General features: G+C 68.7%; 14 protein-coding genes. 6 read left to right on the top strand and 8 right to left on the bottom strand.

The genetic code is table 11. The annotated features are described in order from the left end of the window. Positions 1 to 73: 73 nt before the first annotated feature. A complete protein-coding gene (locus tag O5I81_RS17340) occupies positions 74 to 1,924 on the bottom strand; it encodes an ABC transporter transmembrane domain-containing protein (protein ID WP_271066114.1) in 1,851 nt (616 codons plus the stop codon). A gap of 116 nt (positions 1,925 to 2,040) precedes the next feature. Here O5I81_RS17340 and rpmE point away from each other — a divergent pair, with 116 nt between their 5' ends. Beyond that, the gene (gene rpmE / locus O5I81_RS17335; protein WP_271066113.1) at positions 2,041 to 2,265 is read left to right on the top strand and encodes a 50S ribosomal protein L31; all 225 of its coding nucleotides are present in this window, start codon (positions 2,041 to 2,043) and stop codon (positions 2,263 to 2,265) included. Between the two features lie 271 nt (positions 2,266 to 2,536). Here rpmE and O5I81_RS17330 read toward each other — a convergent pair whose 3' ends face one another. After that, positions 2,537 to 3,058, bottom strand: coding sequence for a DUF1465 family protein (locus O5I81_RS17330; protein ID WP_271066112.1), 522 nt, complete (start codon positions 3,056 to 3,058; stop codon positions 2,537 to 2,539). Between the two features lie 104 nt (positions 3,059 to 3,162). After that, positions 3,163 to 3,372, bottom strand: a complete 210-nt coding sequence (locus O5I81_RS17325; protein ID WP_271066111.1) for a DUF1192 domain-containing protein — start codon at positions 3,370 to 3,372, stop codon at positions 3,163 to 3,165. Positions 3,373 to 3,458: 86 nt separating this feature from the next. Here O5I81_RS17325 and O5I81_RS17320 point away from each other — a divergent pair, with 86 nt between their 5' ends. Beyond that, complete coding sequence (locus O5I81_RS17320) at positions 3,459 to 4,436, top strand: NAD(P)H-quinone oxidoreductase (protein ID WP_271066110.1); 978 nt, start codon at positions 3,459 to 3,461, stop codon at positions 4,434 to 4,436. Between the two features lie 185 nt (positions 4,437 to 4,621). On the opposite strand, the gene O5I81_RS17315 is transcribed toward O5I81_RS17320, so the two are convergent. After that, on the bottom strand, positions 4,622 to 5,422 hold the full coding sequence (locus O5I81_RS17315; protein ID WP_271066109.1) for an inositol monophosphatase family protein: 801 nt from the start codon (positions 5,420 to 5,422) through the stop codon (positions 4,622 to 4,624). Positions 5,423 to 5,694: 272 nt separating this feature from the next. After that, positions 5,695 to 6,324, bottom strand: coding sequence for a thiamine phosphate synthase (thiE, locus tag O5I81_RS17310; protein WP_271066108.1), 630 nt, complete (start codon positions 6,322 to 6,324; stop codon positions 5,695 to 5,697). Positions 6,325 to 6,451: 127 nt separating this feature from the next. On the opposite strand from thiE, the gene O5I81_RS17305 reads away from it, so the two are divergent. After that, complete coding sequence (locus O5I81_RS17305; protein WP_271066107.1) at positions 6,452 to 7,576, top strand: acyl-CoA dehydrogenase family protein; 1,125 nt, start codon at positions 6,452 to 6,454, stop codon at positions 7,574 to 7,576. A 15-nt stretch (positions 7,577 to 7,591) separates the two neighbouring features. Then, entirely contained in the window at positions 7,592 to 8,848 is a 1,257-nt protein-coding gene (locus O5I81_RS17300) for an acyl-CoA dehydrogenase (protein ID WP_271066106.1), read from the top strand. 42 nt (positions 8,849 to 8,890) lie between these two features. On the opposite strand, the gene O5I81_RS17295 is transcribed toward O5I81_RS17300, so the two are convergent. Then, positions 8,891 to 11,362: a hypothetical protein gene (locus O5I81_RS17295; protein ID WP_271066105.1), complete on the bottom strand. Its 2,472-nt coding sequence runs from the start codon at positions 11,360 to 11,362 to the stop codon at positions 8,891 to 8,893. A 295-nt stretch (positions 11,363 to 11,657) separates the two neighbouring features. On the opposite strand from O5I81_RS17295, the gene O5I81_RS17290 reads away from it, so the two are divergent. Both O5I81_RS17290 and O5I81_RS17285 read left to right on the top strand, forming a co-directional pair. After that, positions 11,658 to 12,758, top strand: coding sequence for an acyl-CoA dehydrogenase family protein (locus tag O5I81_RS17290; RefSeq protein ID WP_271066104.1), 1,101 nt, complete (start codon positions 11,658 to 11,660; stop codon positions 12,756 to 12,758). Between the two features lie 12 nt (positions 12,759 to 12,770). Next, entirely contained in the window at positions 12,771 to 13,964 is a 1,194-nt protein-coding gene (locus tag O5I81_RS17285; RefSeq protein WP_271066103.1) for an acyl-CoA dehydrogenase family protein, read from the top strand. A 31-nt stretch (positions 13,965 to 13,995) separates the two neighbouring features. Here O5I81_RS17285 and O5I81_RS17280 read toward each other — a convergent pair whose 3' ends face one another. Beyond that, positions 13,996 to 14,367: a hypothetical protein gene (locus O5I81_RS17280; RefSeq protein ID WP_271066102.1), complete on the bottom strand. Its 372-nt coding sequence runs from the start codon at positions 14,365 to 14,367 to the stop codon at positions 13,996 to 13,998. A 3-nt stretch (positions 14,368 to 14,370) separates the two neighbouring features. Beyond that, complete coding sequence (locus tag O5I81_RS17275; RefSeq protein WP_271066101.1) at positions 14,371 to 17,049, bottom strand: M14 family metallopeptidase; 2,679 nt, start codon at positions 17,047 to 17,049, stop codon at positions 14,371 to 14,373. Positions 17,050 to 17,254: the final 205 nt, after the last annotated feature.

Here is a 17,254-nt window from a genome sequence, read left to right as displayed (position 1 = left end):
AGCGCCGGAACCCAACGCCTCTAACGCGCCAGCGGCAAGGATCGTGTCGGCGACATTGCGTCGCAGTTGAGGGTCAGGCGGCGTTGGCGGCGAACTGCAGTCCGGCCAGCTTGGCGTAGAGGCCGCCCCTCGCGACCAGCTCCTCGTGGGTGCCTTCCTCGACGACGCGGCCATCGTCCATGACCACGATGCGGTCGGCGCGCAGGACGGTAGCCAGGCGGTGGGCGATGACCAGGGTGGTGCGGCCGGTCATGGCCTCGTCGAGGGCCTTCTGGACCAGGCGCTCGTTCTCGGCGTCCAGGGCGCTGGTGGCCTCGTCGAGCAGCAGGATCGGGGCCTCGCGGACCAGGGCGCGGGCGATGGCCAGGCGCTGCTTCTGGCCGCCGGACAGCGTCTTGGCCCGTTCACCGACCGGGCTGGCGTAGCCTTCCGGCAGGGCGGTGATGAAGCCATGGGCCTCGGCCTGGGCGGCGGCGGCCAGGACCTCTTCGTCGGTGGCCTCCTCGCGGCCGAAGCGGATGTTGTCCATGGCCGAGCCGCTGAACAGCGAGCTGTCCTGGGCGACCAGGGCCATGCGGTTGCGGACAGCGGTGGGATCGGCCTGGCGGATATCGACGCCGTCGAGCCGGATGACGCCGCTCTGGGGGTCGTAGAACCGCAGCAACAGCCGGAAGACGGTCGACTTGCCGGCCCCGGACGGGCCCACCAGGGCGACGGTCTCGCCGGGCTTCACGGTCAGGGTCAGGCCCTTCAGGGCTGGCAGGTCCGGGCGGCCCGGATAGGCGAAGGTGACGTCCTCGAAGGCGACAGCGCCGCGCGACGGCTCGGGCAACACGACCGGCAGGGCGGGGGCCGCGATGTTCGGCCGGGAGGCCAGCAGCTCGCTGATCCGCTGCATCGCCCCGCTGGCCTTCTGCACATCGCCCCAGGTCTCGCCCAGCATGCCGACGCTGCTGGCGGCCATGACCGACAGGATGACGAACTGCAGCAGGGTGCCGCCCGTCATGTCGCCGGCGACGACGGCCTTGGCCCCGACCCAGAGGATCAGGGTGACGCCGCCGAAGATCAGGCTCATGACCAGCAGGGTCATGGTCGCCCGGGCCTGGATGCGGGCCATGGAGCGGCCGAAGGCGTACTCGACGGCGGCGCTGAAGCGGCCCGTGGCGTATTTTTCCCGCCCGAAGGCCTGCACCGTCTCCAGGGCGTCGAGGCTCTCGCCGGCGTAGCCGACCGCGTCGGCGAAGCTGTCCTGGGCCTGGGTCGAGAGTTTGCGCACCCGCCGGCCGATGATGAACATCGGCAGGATGACGATGGGGCCCAGCAGCATGACGAACAGGGTCAGCTTCCAGGAGACATGGGCCAGCAGGATGATGGCCCCGATCAGCATGAACAGGTTGCGCAGGGCGATGGAGATGGACGAGCCGACCAGGGTCTCGATCAGGGTGATGTCGGTGGTCATCCGCGACAGCACCTCGCCGGTGCGGGTCTTCAGGAAGAAGGTCGGATCGAGGGTCAGGATATGGCTGTAGAGGGCCTTGCGCACATCGGCGACGACGCGCTCGCCCAGGCGGGTGATGAAGTAGAACCGGAAGGCGGTGCTGACCGCCAGGGTCAGGGCGACGGCGCCCAGGCCGATGAAGGCCCAGTTCAGCTGATCGGCGCCGCCGGACAGAAAGCCCTGGTCGACGACGGCCCTGGCGGCGCCGGTGACGCCGAGCGTGGCCCCAACCGAGATGATCAGGAAGAAGAAGGCGCCCGCGCCGAAGCCCCAGTGGGCCATCATGAAGGGCAGCAGATTCCCCAGGTTGCGGATGTCCCGCGACTTGCCCCGCTTGGCCGCATCCTCTCGCAAGGAAGTGACCAGGGCCGCGCCGGCGCCGGGGCGGCCGTCGAGGATGGCCTGTTCGCTTTGAGTATCGGTCATCGGTTACCGGTCAATCCTGGCCTTGCCTTGTCGCGGCGCCTTCTGTATAGCCGCCGGTCTCCGCGGGCGACCCCGCGATCCACCTTTTCTCCGATTTATGTCGGTTGGACAGTCCGATGAAACAAGACACGCACCCCGACTATCACTTCATCAACGTCGTGATGGTCGATGGCACCACCTACAAGACCCGTTCGACCATGGGCAAGGAAGGCGCCACGCTGAACCTGGACATCGATCCGAACACCCACCCGGCCTGGACCGGCGGCAACCAGACGCTGCTCGACCGCGGTGGCCGCGTCAGCCGCTTCAACGCCAAGTTCGGCGGCTTCACCAAGAAATAAGCGCCTGCGCGCAAGCGCGGACGGAGAAGAGCCGGCCCCCTCGGGGAGCCGGCTTTTTTCGTTTGTTCAGAGCTGCGGCCCTTCTCCCGCTTGTCGGGAGAAGGTGGCCCGCGAAGCGGGTCGGATGAGGGCAGAGTGGAAGGTTGGGGATTGGCGACGGCGCCGAACGCGCCAGAACGCGCGCAGTCGGCCGGTCCGGTGCTGCCCTCATCCGTCGGCCTGCGGCCGCCACCTTCTCCCGACAAGCGGGAGAAGGGCGCGCTAAAGCGCGCTAAGCGTCCATCCCGCTGAACGCCGTGCGCAGGCGGTCGAACTGGCTCAGCACGGCGTTCGGAACCTCGTCGGCCACGGCCTCGACATACATGCGCTTGTCGAGGTGGCGGACGCGATCATAGAGGCGCCCCGAGCGGTCGAGCAGGGTCAGCAGGCCGAGCGGCAGCAGTTCGTCGCTCTGTTCGCCGGTGCAGACGGCCTCGGCGCCGAGGCGGTAGCGGTCGTCGCAGGCGGCGTCCGGGGCCATGTCGCCCTCGCGGACGGCGCGTTGCACCAGCAGCCAGCTGGCCACCTGCATCAGGCGGGTGGTCAGGCGCATGCTTTCGCTCGCATAGGCCAGCGCGGCGTTGCGGCTGAGCAGTTTGGAATCCTGCCGACCGGCGCCGTCGAGATAGGCGGCGGTTTCCTCCACGAGGTCCATGCCCTCCTGGAAGGTGCGATCAAACAGCTCCGACCGGGCGAAATCCGAGATCACCCCGGCCCGCCACGGCGCCGTCTCCAGCGCGCCAACTTCGTTCATGGACACTCCGCCCTCAGATAATACGCAAGCGAGCCGTACACGGCCCTTTTGAACCGGTTTGACTGCAACCTGCGTGCCAACCCCTTAAGACCGTGTTTGCCAAACTAGCCGTTCTTGAAATTGAAGAAGGCTTCGGCGGCCGACTTTCCGGCGTTTTTCTTGTCGATCTGCGCCTGGCTGCGGGCGATCTCGGCCTGCAGCGCCTCGATGCGCTCCTCCAGTTCCGAAACCCCGTAGATTTCCAGATCCTCGCGGCTAAGCGCCGTCAGGTTGTCGCCACGGCCCGGCCGGGGCCCGAGGGGTTCGTCGATCATCGCCGTCGCTCCCTATCGCGAAAGTCCTTGTTTCCGCCTATCTCACCCCGCAACCGCGCCGCGCGCAAGCTTTGAGGGACGCTTCCATGACCGATCAGACCATGACCGCCATCGGCATCGAGGGCGGCAAGGGCCCCGCCGAGGCCCTGCGGCCCGAAACGGCGCCCATTCCCGTCGCGGGCGAGGGCGATGTCCTGATCCGGGTCAAGGCGGCTGGCGTCAACCGTCCGGACATCGTCCAGCGCCTGGGCGCCTATCCGCCGCCGCCCGGCGCCTCGCTGGTGCTCGGGCTGGAGGTGGCCGGTGAAGTGGTCGAGGGGGCGGGGCGCTGGAAGACCGGCGATCAGGTCTGCGCCCTGCTTGGCGGTGGCGGCTATGCCCAGTACGCGGTCGTCGATGCCCGGCATGCCTTGCCGATCCCGAAGGGTTTGAGCCTGACCGAGGCGGCGGGCCTGCCGGAGACGGTGTTCACCGTCTACGCCAACGTCTTCGAACATGGGGCGCTGAAGGCCGGCGAGACGCTGATGATCCATGGGGCGACCAGCGGCATCGGGGTGACGGCGATCCAGATGGCCAAGGCGGCCGGGGCGACCGTGATCGCCACCGGGCGCGGGGCGGACAAGAAGGCCCAGGCCTTGGCGCTGGGCGCCGATGTGGCGGTGGATGTGACGACGGAGGATTTCGAAGCCGTGGCCAAGGCGGCCGGCGGCGTCGATGTGGTGCTCGACATGGTCGGCGCCAGCTATTTCGCCAGGAATCTGGCGGCGCTGAAGACGGGTGGGCGGATCGTCTACATCGCTGCCCTGGGCGGCGGGATGCTGGAGGTGCCGGTGTTCGGCCTGATGATGAAGCGGGCGACGTTGACGGGGTCCACGCTGCGGCCGCGCTCGGCCGACGAGAAGGCGCGGCTGGCGGAGGCGGTCGAGCGGGTGGTCTGGCCGTGGGTCGAGGCGGGGAAGGTCAAGGCGGTGGTGGACCGGACGTTCCCGCTCGAGGACGCGGCGGCGGCGCATGCCTACCTCGAGGCCGGGGCGCATGTGGGGAAGGTGGTTCTTACGACCTGACCCCCCCCCCTGTCATCCTTCGGTCGGCGAAGCCGATCCGGAGGACCCACCGTTGGGCCGGATCGGCTGGAGCCTGAGGGCTGTCACGGCGGCCCGCGCCATCCCGGTGACGCCAGCAGCCAGGCGGACGGGTGGGTCCTCCGGATTCCGCTTCGCGGAACCGAAGGATGACAGCGGTTGGGGGGTTAGCTGGCGGCCTGCAGCTTCTCGAGAATCAGCGGGTGCATGTCCAGATTCGCCGCCAGGATGGTCCGGGCCTCAATGGGGTCTTCGCCGCCGCTCAGGTCGGTGACCTTGCCGCCGGCTTCGGTGACCAGCAGCATGCCGGCCGCCACGTCCCAGCTGTTCAGGCCGCGCTCCCAGTAGCCGTCGTAGCGGCCGGCCGCGACCCAGGCCAGGTCCAGCGCCGCCGAGCCGTAGCGGCGCACACCGGCGACCCGCTGGCTGATCTGGTGCAGTTCTTTCAGGAACTGGGCGTGGCCGGGCTTGCCGAGGAAGGGGATGCCGGTGGCCAGCAGGGCGTCGTCCAGGCGGTTGCGGGCGGCGACGCGCAGGCGGCGCTCGGCCCCCAGCCAGGCGCCCTTGCCCTTCTCGGCCCAGAACAGGTCGGCGGTGATCGGGTTATAGGTCACGGCGGCGACCACCTCGCCCTCGCGCTGCAGGGCGATGTTGATCGCGAAGTGCGGGATGGCATGGATGAAGTTGGTGGTGCCGTCGAGCGGATCGACGATCCAGGTGTGGGTCTTGTCGGTGCCTTCGACCAGGCCCCGCTCCTCGCCGATGAAGCTGTAGCCGGGCCGCGCCTTGGTCAGGGCCTCGAACAGGAACTGTTCGGCCTTGAGGTCGGCGGCGGTGACGAAGTCGGAGGCCGAGCCCTTGCGCGACACCTGCAGTTCGCCGACCTCGCCGAAGTCGCGGGCCATGCCCTTGCCGGCCTTGCGGGCGGCTTCGGTCATGACGTTGATCAGGGGGGAGGTGGCGGGCATGTCGGGGTCTCGAAAAAAGGTCGCGGAACCTAGCGATGAGGGGCGGTTATAGCAAGGTTGGGGACAGCCGAACGATCAGTCGCGATGAATCCAGACCTTGTCGCGATGATCGGCGCTCACCCGGCCGCCCTCGACATCGACGGTGATATTTCCGCAGTCGCAGGTTTCGGCGTGGGCGGGCGTCGATGAAACCGTGCCGCCGCATAGCTCGCAGTGATATGTGATGTCCTCGCCTGACGGCCACCCGCCGAACAGGGATGGCCGCGTCCGGGTCAAAACGGACCTGCGATGGCCGCGTTGATCGCCTTCACCGCTGCGGCGGGGCCGTCCGGGTGGTTCCAGACGCCGGCGCTCACCGCCACGAAGTCCGCCCCGGCCCGGGCGAGTGGCCCCGCGTTCTCCGCCGTGATGCCGCCGATGGCGACGCAGGGGATTTCCATGGTCTCCTGCCAGATGGTCAGGATTTCCGGATCCGGCCGGTACAGGGTTTCCTTGGTGGCGGTCGGATAAAAGGCCCCGAAGGCGACGTAGTCGGCGCCGGCCTCGGCGGCGTCCATGGCCAGGTGGCGGCTGTCGTGGCAGGTGACGCCGATCATCGCATTCTTGCCCATGATCCTGCGGGCCTCGGCGATCGGCATGTCCGACTGGCCGATGTGGACGCCGTCGCAGCCCAGTTTCGCCGCCAGTCTGGGGTCGTCGTTGAGGATCAGGGCGACGCCGCGGCCCAAGCACATCGGGGCGATCATGTCGTGGGCGGCGGCGATGACCACCTCGGGCTGGTCCTTGAGCCGCAGCTGCAGGGCGGCGACGTCGCCGGCGTCGAGGGCGGCGGCGAGGCTGTGGCCGAAGGCGGCCAGGTCGTCGAGGGTCGGCGGGGTGATCAGGTAGAGGCGGCAGTTCATGGCGGGGGTTTAGCCCACGTCGGGCTCCGGCCCAACACTGCAAGCGGTGCGACGAGACGGCCTTTGACTGACCTTGCGTGATCCGGTTCACGTTCGCGGAAAGCACAAAAATCCGGGAGCCGCCCAAGTGAACTTCGACTTCTCAGACGAGCAGAAACAGCTGCGCGAGGAGGCCCGGCGCTTCCTGGCCGACCGCTGCCCGACCAGCGCCGTACGCGTGGTGCTGGAAGGGCCTGAGCCCTACGACAAGGCCCTGTGGAAGGGCCTGGCCGAGATGGGCTTCCTGGGCGCCGCCATCCCCGAGGAATTCGGCGGCGTGGGCCTTGGCCATCTCGAGCTCTGCGTCATCGCCGAGGAACTGGGCCGCGCCGTCGCGCCCGTGCCGATGGCCAGCTCCATCTATCTCGCCGCCGAGTTCCTGATGACGGCCGGCTCGCAGGCCCAGAAGGAAGCCTGGTTGCCGAAGCTGGCGTCCGGCGAGGCGATCGGGACCTTCGCCCTGTCCGAGGGCGTCGGCCGTGTCACCGAGGCGAACATCAAGGCCTCGGTGTCGGGCGGCAAGCTCAGCGGGACCAAGGTTCCCGTGCCGGACGGCGATGTCGCCGACCTCGCGGTGGTCGTCGCCCGCAGCGGCGGCCAGGTCGGCCTGTTCCTGGTCGATCTCAATGGCCCGGGCGTCACCCGCGAGGCCGTCGAGACCATCGACCCCAGCCGCAGCCAGGCCCGCATCAGCTTCGACGGCGCCCCCGCCGAGCCGCTGGGCGCGGCCGGCGAAGGCTGGCGCATCGCCGCCGATGTCATGGACCGGGCCGCCGTGCTGATCGCCTTCGAACAGGTCGGCGGCGCCGACCGGGCGCTGGAGATGGGCCGCGACTATGCGCTGGAGCGCATGGCCTTCGGTCGCCAGATCGGCAGTTTCCAGGCGGTCAAGCACATGCTGGCCGACATGTATGTGGCGGCCACCCTGGCCCGCTCGAACGCCTACTACGGCGCCTGGGCGCTCTCGACCGGTTCGCCGGAACTGGGCGTGGCCGCCGCCACGGCACGGGTCAGCGCCACCGACGCCTTCCAGCACTGCGCCAGGAACAACATCCAGGTGCACGGCGGCATGGGTTTCACCTGGGCCTTCGACTGCCACCTCTATTACCGGCGCTCCAACGCCCTGGCTGTGGGCCTCGGCTCCAAATCGACCTGGGAAGACCTGCTCATCGAGCGGCTTCGCATGCGTAACGAATCTCCGGCCGCGGCCTGATCGGGAGAGACTGACATGAACTTCGACGACACCCCCGAAGAAGCCGCCTTCCGCGCCACGGCGCGCGCCTGGCTCGACGCCAATGTGCCGCACGAGCTGGAGGCCGATCTGAAGAAGAGCGGCTTCGCCTCCATGAACGTCGGCGGCCGCGATCCTCTGCAGCTGTCCAAGGACTGGCAGAAGAAGAAGGCCGAGGCCGGCTGGGCCTGCCTGCACTGGCCGACCGAATACGGCGGACGCGGCGCCACCCCCATCGAACGGGTGATCTGGGGCCAGGAAGAGGGCGTCTTCGGCGCCCTGTCCGGCACCTTCATCATCGGCCACGGCATGTGCGGCCCGACCCTGATGGCCTGGGCCAGCGAGGAGCATAAGCGCCAGCTGCTGCCGACCATGGCCAGCGGCGAGCACATCTGGTGCCAGCTGTTCAGCGAACCGGCCGGCGGCTCCGACCTAGCCGGCCTGCGCACCCGCGCCGAACCGGCGACCGACGGCAGCGGCGACTGGATCATCAACGGCCAGAAGATCTGGACCAGCGGTGCCCAGCACAGCGACTACGGCATCCTGATCACCCGCACGGACCCCAATGTGGCCAAGCACAAGGGTCTGACCATGTTCTGGCTGGACATGAAGTCGCCCGGCGTCGAGGTCCGCCCGATCAAGCAGGCCAACGGACAGTCGGGCTTCAACGAGGTCTATTTCACCGACGTCCGCATCCCCGACAACCAGCGCCTCGGCGCCGTCGGCCAGGGCTGGACGGTGTCGCTGACCACCCTGATGAACGAGCGGCTGTCGATCGGCTCGGGCATGTCGATCGGCTTCCCGGAATTGTTCGACTACTGCAGCAACCTGCAGACCGCCGACGGCCTGGCCATCGACGATCCGGCCGTGCGCACACGCCTGGCCCAGTATGCGGTCAAGTCCAGCGGCCTGAAGTACACCGGCATGCGGGCGATCAGCGCGTTGTCCAAGGGTGAGACGCCCGGGCCGGAGAACAGCATCGGCAAGCTGGTCGCCGGCGCCACCATGCAGGAACTGGCGACCTTCGCGCTGGACCTGCAGGGCCAGGGCGGGGTGATCAGCGGCGATGACCAATCGGAGGCGGCCAGCCGCTTCCAGGCCATGCTGCTGCGCTCGCCCGCCACCCGCGTCGAGGGCGGCACCGACGAGATCCTGCGCAACATCATCGCCGAACGCGTGCTGGGCCTGCCCGGCGACATCCGCGTCGACAAGGATGTGGCGTTCAAGGACATCCCGACCAGCGGTCGGGGCTAAAGGCCTATGGAGACAGGTTGAACCAGCCTGTCTCCGCTTTGGTCAGAGCAGCCAGCCGCCGCTGTCGCCGGTGACGTCGCCGTTGATCTTCAGCTGGTAGTCGGCCTTGGTGTCACCGTTGACGTCCAGGCGGATCAGGGTGACGCCGCCCGAGAAGGACATAGTCATCTGGCCGGCCTGCTTGCTGAAGGCGGTGACCAGGGAGAACGCCTGATTGCCGTCGAGCAGGCTGTTGGCGTCGATGGCCGACAGGTCGACGATGTCGCCTTCGGCGGTCGAGAAGTCGAAGATCTGGTCGCTTTCGAGGACCGGCCGGCCCATGCTCTCGCCCAGCACCCGGAAGCTGTCGGCGCCCAGGCCCCCGCGCAGCAGGTCGTTGCCCGTGCCGCCGATGACGACGTCATCTCCGTCATTGCCGTTGATCGTATCGACCCCGCCGCCGCCGCTGAGCTGGTTGGAGCCGGTGTTGCCCTGCAGGTTGTTGGCGTCGCCGTTGCCGTTGGCGTTGAGGTCGGCCGCGCCCTGCAGCTCGACGGCTTCGACATTGGCGGCCAGCACGCGGATGCTGACCGAACTGCGGACGATGTCATAGCCCTCGCCGGCCGCTTCGATCACCGTGTCGTCGCCGTCATCGACCAGGAAGACGTCGTTGCCGACGCCGCCGGTCATGCTGTCGGCGCCGACGCCGCCGTCGAGATAGTCGTTGCCCGCGCCGCCCAGCAGGATGTCGGCGCCGCTGCCGCCATCGAAGCGGTCGTTGTCGGCGCCGCCGTCCAGGGTGTCGACCCCGTCGCCGCCGAACAGCTTGTCCGCCCCGATGCCGCCTGAGATGGAGTCGTCGCCGGCATCGCCGCTGAGGATATCGCCGCCGGAGCCGCCGATCAGGTCATCCGCGCCATCGCCGCCGTTCAGCACGTCGGAGAGGTCGCCGCCGTCCAGGATGTCGTCGCCGGCCGCGCCGTTCAGGGTGTCGTTGCCGCCGCCGCCGGACAGGCTGTCGCCCCCCGTGCCGCCGGTCTGGTTGTCGTTGCCGTTTCCGCCGACGAAGGTGACCCGGCTGGACTGGCCGTAGATGACGTAGGTCATGCCCCGGCCGCCGTTGTAATTGTAGGGCGCGCTGACCACGAGATCGTCGACGCCATCGCCGTTGATATCGCCGCCGGCCGCCACCCGGCGCCCGGCCCAGGCGTCGAACGCACCGCCCAGCATCTTGAAGCCGTTCGTGCCGTCGAGGTTGCTGAGGTCCAGCGTGCCGAAGCCGGTGGCCTTGCCGAACACCAGATAGGCCGCGCCGGAGTTGCCGCCATGCGGGTCGGCCTTGTTGGCGCCGATCAGGATATCGTCGAAGCCGTCGTCGTTGATGTCGCCGGCACTGGAGATCGAGATGCCGGCCAGATCCTCGACGTCGGCCCCGGCGATGATGAAGCCGTTGGAGCCGTTCAGGCCGTCGAGGTCGGTCGTTGTATCCCAGCCGGAGGCCTTGCCGAAGACCACATAGATGGTCCCGGTGTTGGAGCCGCCGGCCCGGCCGTAGTTGGAGGCGACCATGACGTCGTCGAAGCCGTCGCCGTTGATATCGCCGGCCCCGGCGACCTGGCGGCCGATCTGCTGACCGCTGACCTGGAGCGGAACCAGCTGGGCGCCGGTGGACATGTCGATCGCGGCGCTGAAGGGCGTGGAACTGCCGAAGATGATGACCGCCCGGCCGGTGTACGACCCGTCGGTGGACGCCCCGACAATGAGATCGTTCAGGCCGTCGCCGTTGACGTCTCCGGCCGACGAGATCGAGTAGCCCAGGCCGGCGTTGCCCGACCCGCTGATCTTGAAGCCGTTTGTTCCGTTCAGGCTGCCGGCGCTCAACGACGCGGCGAACCCCGACGCGCTTCCGAAGACCACATAGGCGGCCCCCGGTCTTGAATCGTAGTCGCGATCGGCGCCGTTCGCGCCGAAGGCGATATCGTCGATGCCGTCGCCGTTGATGTCGCCCAGGGCGGTGATCGTACGGCCCGCGTAAGAGTAGTTGTTGGGTCCGACGAAGGTGAAGCCGCTGGTTCCGTCCAGCGCGCCCAGATCCGCCGACGACAGGCCGTCCGCACCGAAAACGATATAGGCTATGCCCGACCGGTTGCCGGTGGCGGTGCTGAAGCCATTGTTGGTGCCGATGATGAAGTCGTCGATGCCGTCATGGTTGATGTCGCCGGCCGCCGACACCGCGAAGCCGACGCGGTCATAGTTGGTCAGGCCGGTCATCGAGAAGCCCTTGTCGGGCGTCAGGGTGGCCAGCGCCTCAATGGCGTTGAACGGGGTGGAGCGGCCGAAGACGACGTAGGCAAGGCCGCGCTGGTTGCCGTTGCCGATATTGCTGCCGATCAGCAGGTCGTCGATGCCGTCGCCGTTGACGTCTCCGGCCGAGGCCACCGACCAGCCGGTGGCCTGGTTCGTCGCCGCGCCCTGGAAGGTGAAGCCCGTCACGCCGTCCAGGGTGTTGAGTTCGATAACCGCCGCGAATGCCATGTCTTGTCCCCAGCGTCGCCGGGCGGCGCGCGCAAAAATGCCCATTACGGGGTTCGTCCGAGCGCTTCAATATCCGCAGGAACAGAATTCGAAATCTCGCGCGGATTTTCATCAGAATTACTCAGTCTGATCGTGCAATGTTCAGAATTGACGGTTGTGTCAGAGGATATTTTCCCCAGTTGGGCGACTTATGCTCAAATCGTGGTGTTGCGCCCGTTGGCCGCCTGGCGCGCCGCACGATCCCCCCTTGCCTTCCGCCGGGTCCAGCGGCGATCCTTCGGGCAGGGAGAGCTGCATGATCGATTTCGACCTGACCGAAGAGCAGGCCATGATCCGCGAGAGCCTGCGGGGCTTCGCGGCCGAGGTCCTGGCGCCGCAGGCGCGGGCCATCGACGAGGCGGGCGAGATGCCGGCCGAGGTGATTCAGGCCGGCTGGGAGCTGGGCCTGATCGCCGCCTCCATCCCCGAGGAATACGGCGGGGCCGGCGGCGATCGGTCCTGCATGACCAATGCGGTGATCCTGGAAGCGCTGGGCGGCGGCTGCGCCAGCCAGGGGGCGGCGATCATGGCGCCCCTTCAGGTGGTCAATGCGCTGATCGACTTTGGGACCGCCGAGCAGAAGGCCGAGCATCTGCCGAAGTTCGCCGGCAACGATCCGGTGGCGGCCAGCCTGGCGCTCCAGGAGGGGCAGTTCGGGTTTTCCGCCGAGAAGCTGCGGACGACCGCGAAGCGCAGCGGCAACGGCTTCGTGCTGAATGGCGAGAAGCGTCTCGTACCGTTCGGCGACCGGGCGACGCATTTCCTTGTCCTGGCCCAGGAAGGGGACGGCGCCGTGCAGGCCTATATCGTCCCGCGCGACACCAAGGGTCTGACCGTGGCGGCCGAGAGCGGCTCGATGGGTCTCAAGCCCCTGCCGCAGTCGAAGGTCACGCTGGACAATGTCGAACTGCCAGGGTCGGCGCGTCTCGGCGGCGACGCCGGGATCGACGCCCTGAAGCTGGTGAACCAGGCCCGCATCGGCGCCTGCGCCCTGGCCGTCGGTCTGGCGCGGCAGGCGACGGACTTCGCCATCCCTTATGCCAAGGAGCGCGTCGCCTTCGGCGAGCCGATCGGCAAGAAACAGTCGATCGCCTTCATGCTGGCCGACATGCATATCGAGTGCGAGGCCATGCGCTGGATGGTCTGGAAGGCCGCCAGCCTGCTGGAGCACGACGATCCGGGCGCCGCCAAGGCGGTGGTGCTGGCGCAGGACTTCGTGCGCCGCAAGTCGATCAAGATCGCCGACGACGCCCTGCAGATTTTCGGCGGCCACGGCTTCATCCGCGATCTGCCGCTGGAGATGTGGCTGCGCAACGCCCGCACCCTGACCGTCCTCGACGGTCCGGTCTCGGTTTAGGGAGAAACGACAATGGCTGACTTCCGCTTCTCCGACATCGACCAGCAGATCCTCGACAAGGTGGTCGAGGTCGGCAACTCCACGCAGGGCTTCACCCGCTACTACGAGGACCACGAGCACGAGACCCCGCCGGCAAGACTGGAGGGCGAGCGCGGCTTCGAGGAGGTCTTCCCCCTGTTCGGCCAGCGCAAGCCGGACGACACCCCGATGATGACCTTCATGATGGCGGTCAGCATGGCGCGGGGTTCGGCGCGCGGCGTCGTGCGGGGCCTTGGCCTCGCCATGCCGATGGGCCGGGCCAGCGGCCTCGGCAACGCCGCCCTGCAGTCGGCCGGCACGCCCGAGCAGAAGGCCAAGTGGGGCGACCTGTTCCTCGCCATGTCGATCACCGAGCCCAACGTCGGGTCGGACACCAAGGCTATCCAGGCGACGGCCTACCTCGACGGCGACGAGTGGGTGATCAATGGCGACAAGATCTTCGTCACCGACGGGGTCAAGTGCGACGGGGCCATCGTCTGGGCGACCATCGACAAGTCGGCGGGGCGGGCAGGGATCAAGTCGTTCCTGGTGCTCAAGGGCGCGCCCGGTTTCGAACTGGTGCGCCAGGAGAAGAAGCTCGGCATCCGGGCGTCGGATACGGCGGCCTACAGTTTCCGCGACTGCCGCGTGCCGCGCGACAGCCTGCTGGGCGGCGACGAGACGGTTCCCAAGGACGGCGGCTCGGCCGGCTACAAGGGGGTGATGAAGACCTTCAACATGACGCGGCCGGCGGTGGCGTCCGGCGGCGTCGCCAAGGCCAAGGGGGCGTTCGAGTTCGCCCGCGAGGCGCTGGCCGCCGAGGGAGTCGAGGTCGACTGGAGCAAGAGCTTCAACCAGCGCACCGCGGTCGAGCAGAAGCTGATCGAGCTGGAGGCCGATACCGAGGCGGCGGCCCTGACCGTGCTGCACGCGGCCTGGCTCAGCGACAAGCGCCGTCCCAACAATCTCGAAAGCTCCATCTGCAAGGCCAAGGGCGGCGACGTCTGCCGCACCGTCACGCAGGGGGCCATGGAGGTGCTGGGCGGCATGTCGATCAGCCATGACCATGTCGTCGAGAAGTTCCTGCGCGATGGCCGCATCAGCGATATCTATGAAGGCACCGGCCAGATCCAGCGGCTGATCATCGCCCGCGAGATCCTCGGGTATTCGTCGGAAGAGCTGAGCTAGCCGCCCGCCTCCCCAACGCTGTGGGGGCGGGTTAGGGATTCCTCTTCGCCGGCAGCAGGATCGCCGCGATCATCCCCGCCACCGAGGTGAAGAAGGCCAGCCCCAGCAACCCCGTCAGCAGGCCCATGTCGAAGTTGCCTGGGTTGGAGCTCGACGGCTCGATCAACTTGCCGAAGAAGCTGCCGTAGATCATCCCCGCGTTTGCTCCCCACGCGGCGGCGAACAAGGCCCTGTTCCGCAAGCTGTCGGTCCGCATCAGCCAGGCCCCGAGCAGCAGCAGGCCGCCGATCCAGTAGTCGTCGACGACGAAGACGATGGGACGTCCCGCGCCCCAGCTGCGGTAGGTCTCGCCGAGGATCAGCGACAGGGCCTGGATGGCGGCGATGATGCGCAGGAACAGCATGGGCTACCGCGTCGGTGACGCGTGGGCGGCGCCCCGGAAGATGGCGTTTAGGAACAGCACGTCCATGCCGCGCTGGAAGCCCCGGGCGGTGGGGTCCTGGGTGAAGGCGATGACCTGGCCGCGACCGGTTTCCTGGATCATGACCAGCGGCTTGAAGGCCAGCTGCTGGCGGGTTTCCTTCCACAGGTAGCCGGCCACCAGCACCTCGTCGGCCGGGGCGAAGCGGGCGACGTTGACGCCCTGGTCGAGGCGCAGCGGGGTGTAGATCGAGCCGCCGCCGGCCAGTACGTTGACCGTGGGCGCGACGCCGGCCCCCAGCCAGTGATCGCCGTCGACCACCGCCCTGGCGACCACGCCGGGCGAGGCGGGCGGGCCGGCGTCGACCGGGCGAAGCGCGGCGTCATAGCCCGGGCCGTCCTTGATCAGGGCCCCGGGCGCGGTCGGCTTCTTGGCGTCGACGCCCTCGGGCGCCTTGCCGTCCACGGCCAGGGTCTCCAGCCGGGCGGCGATCAGGTCGACCTCCGGATCGGCCAGCAGGCCGACGGCGTCGCCCAGAGCGATCAGTACACCGCCCTTGTTGACCCAGTCCTTGATCGCCTGCACGCCGCCGGCGCCGAGGCGCGCGCGATAGTTTCCGCCGTCGGGCAGGATCAGCACCTGGTAGCGGGCGAGGTCGGCGGCCCCCAGCCGGTCGGTGCGGATGACGCTGACCGGATAGTCGAAGCCGCGCTCGATCAGATAGCGGGTCGCCCCGGCCGAGGGGGCATAGGTCGGCTGGTCCCAGGCCATGGCGATGCGCGGGGCGACGAAGGCGGGGGAAAACTCCGAGCCGAAGCTCGGACCGGCGGTGACCCAGGTGTCCTCCAGGCCGATGGCGATGGCCCCGGTGCGGGCGGTCAGGGCGTCCAGCCGCTGGCGCAGGTCGGCGGGGTTGCCGGCGACGGGAATGACCAGCGAGCCGGCGGCATAGGTGCGGCCGCCGACGGTGAAGGCCTTCTCCGGCGAGCGCAGCCGCAGGTCCTGGCGCAGGGCCCCGGCCAGCAGGGCCATGGCCTGGGAGCCCGGCGGCACAACATAGGCCACCGGGCGTTCGGCCCCGGCGACATAACCCCGGCCGATCTCGTCGGCGGCCAGCAGCCGGCCGGCCGCCACCCCCTTGCAGCGTTCAGCCGGGGTGTTGAACAGCGGCGGCAGGGCCCAGCCGGTGACGTCGTACATCTCGGGCGGCAGGCCCTTGGCCCGGCGACGTTCCTGTTCGGCGATGAACTGCGGGGTCATCGAGACGGTGCGGTCGAACAGCACCTGCACCAGCCGCCCGTGCGGCTGGCCGCCATCGATGACATAGGTCCCGGCCTCGTACGTCTTGCCGCAGGCCTTGACGGCGCTGTCCAGCCGCCCGACCTCGATCCCCTGCCGCGCCAGCAGCTGGGCCAGACGATCGGCGGCGCCCGGATCGGCCGCGGTGCGCGGCAACAGCCAGGACCCGGCCGCCCGGGCCTGGGCCATAGAGGAGACCTGGTAGGCGTAGAAGTCGTTCAGCAGCCGCTCCCGGTTGTCGGCGGCGGTCTGGATGGTCGACAGCGAGATCAGGAAGTGGTTGCGCACCCCATCGGCCAGGGTCAGCACCGTGCCGTCCGACCGCCGCGCCGCCAGGCCCCGGGCGCTGGCCTGTTCGTAGGTCATCGAGATGGCCCCGAAGTAGCTCGGCCAGTTGTCGCCATAGCCCGGGTAGAAGGCGTCGTAGCTCTCGCGCGTGAAGTAGTCGACGCCCTCGCGGTCGAAGACGGCGGCGTGGTTGCGGCCGAACAGGGCCCGGCTTTTCACCTGCGCCTCGGGCAGCAGGGGGTTCAGCGGATCGGCTTCCGGCGGGAAGAAGAAGGTGGCGTTGGTCCCCATCTCATGGGCGTCGGCCACGACCTGCGGATACCACTGGCGCATCAGGGCGCTGTGGCCGCGGGTCTCGGGCTGGGTCTGGGCGAACCAGTCGCGGTTGAGGTCGAAGAGGTAGTGGTTGAACCGTCCCTGCGGCCACAGCTCGGCTCGCTCGGCCGAGGCCGGATCGCCGTCGGGCTCCAGCCCGAAGCCGGCCTCGTAGCCGTTGATGAAGCGGTCGCGGCCGTCGGGGTTCTGGGTCGGGACCAGGATGACGACGGTCCGCTCCAGCCACTGGGCCACGGCCGGATCGCGCGACGCCAGCAGGTGCCGCGCCGTCGCCATCGCCGCCTCGGCCGGCGAGGTCTCGTTGCCGTGCACGCTGTAGGCCAGCCAGACGACAGCCGGCTGGTCGGCCATGATGGCGCGGGCGCGGGCAGCATCGGTCCGGCGCGGATCGGCCAGGGCCCGGGCATTGGCCTGGATTTCGTCCAGCCTGACCATGTTGCGGCCCGAGCTGATCACCGCGTAGGGCAGCACCCGGCCCTCCCAGGTGCGGCCATAGTCGCCGACGCGGATGCGGTCGGGGGCGGCCTTGGCCAGGGTCTCGAAGTAGCCGCGCACATCGGCCGACAGGGTCAGCCGCTCGCCGAGGTCATGGCCGATGACGCTCTTCGGTTCGGGGATGGCGGCGTCGTAGGCGACGCCGGCCGTCCACACCGAGCGCGGCTTCTGCTCGATGCGATTCTGGGCCGCAACCGGCAGGGCGACCGCCAGCGTGAGCGCCAGCGCAATGAGACTACGAACCATGAAAGCCACCCCTCAACCGATAAGCCGCGCAATCTGCGCAAGGCCGGCCCTCGCGTCCAGAGCGCTGCCGGCCTCTTATCGAAGCGGGGACCCATTATACCGCCGCTCGCCCGACCTACAAAACAAGCGGTCGCCGCCCGGAGACGCACGAACGGCGGCCAGACCCCAGCATCCGTGGGCTTTGGCGGTGGTCGAGGCCGCGAGG

This window comes from Caulobacter sp. NIBR1757 (genome assembly GCF_027912495.1).
Lineage (GTDB): Bacteria > Pseudomonadota > Alphaproteobacteria > Caulobacterales > Caulobacteraceae > Caulobacter.
The sequence above is the reverse complement of the archived record's forward strand: the minus strand, read 5'-3'. Positions and strand labels throughout refer to the sequence as shown.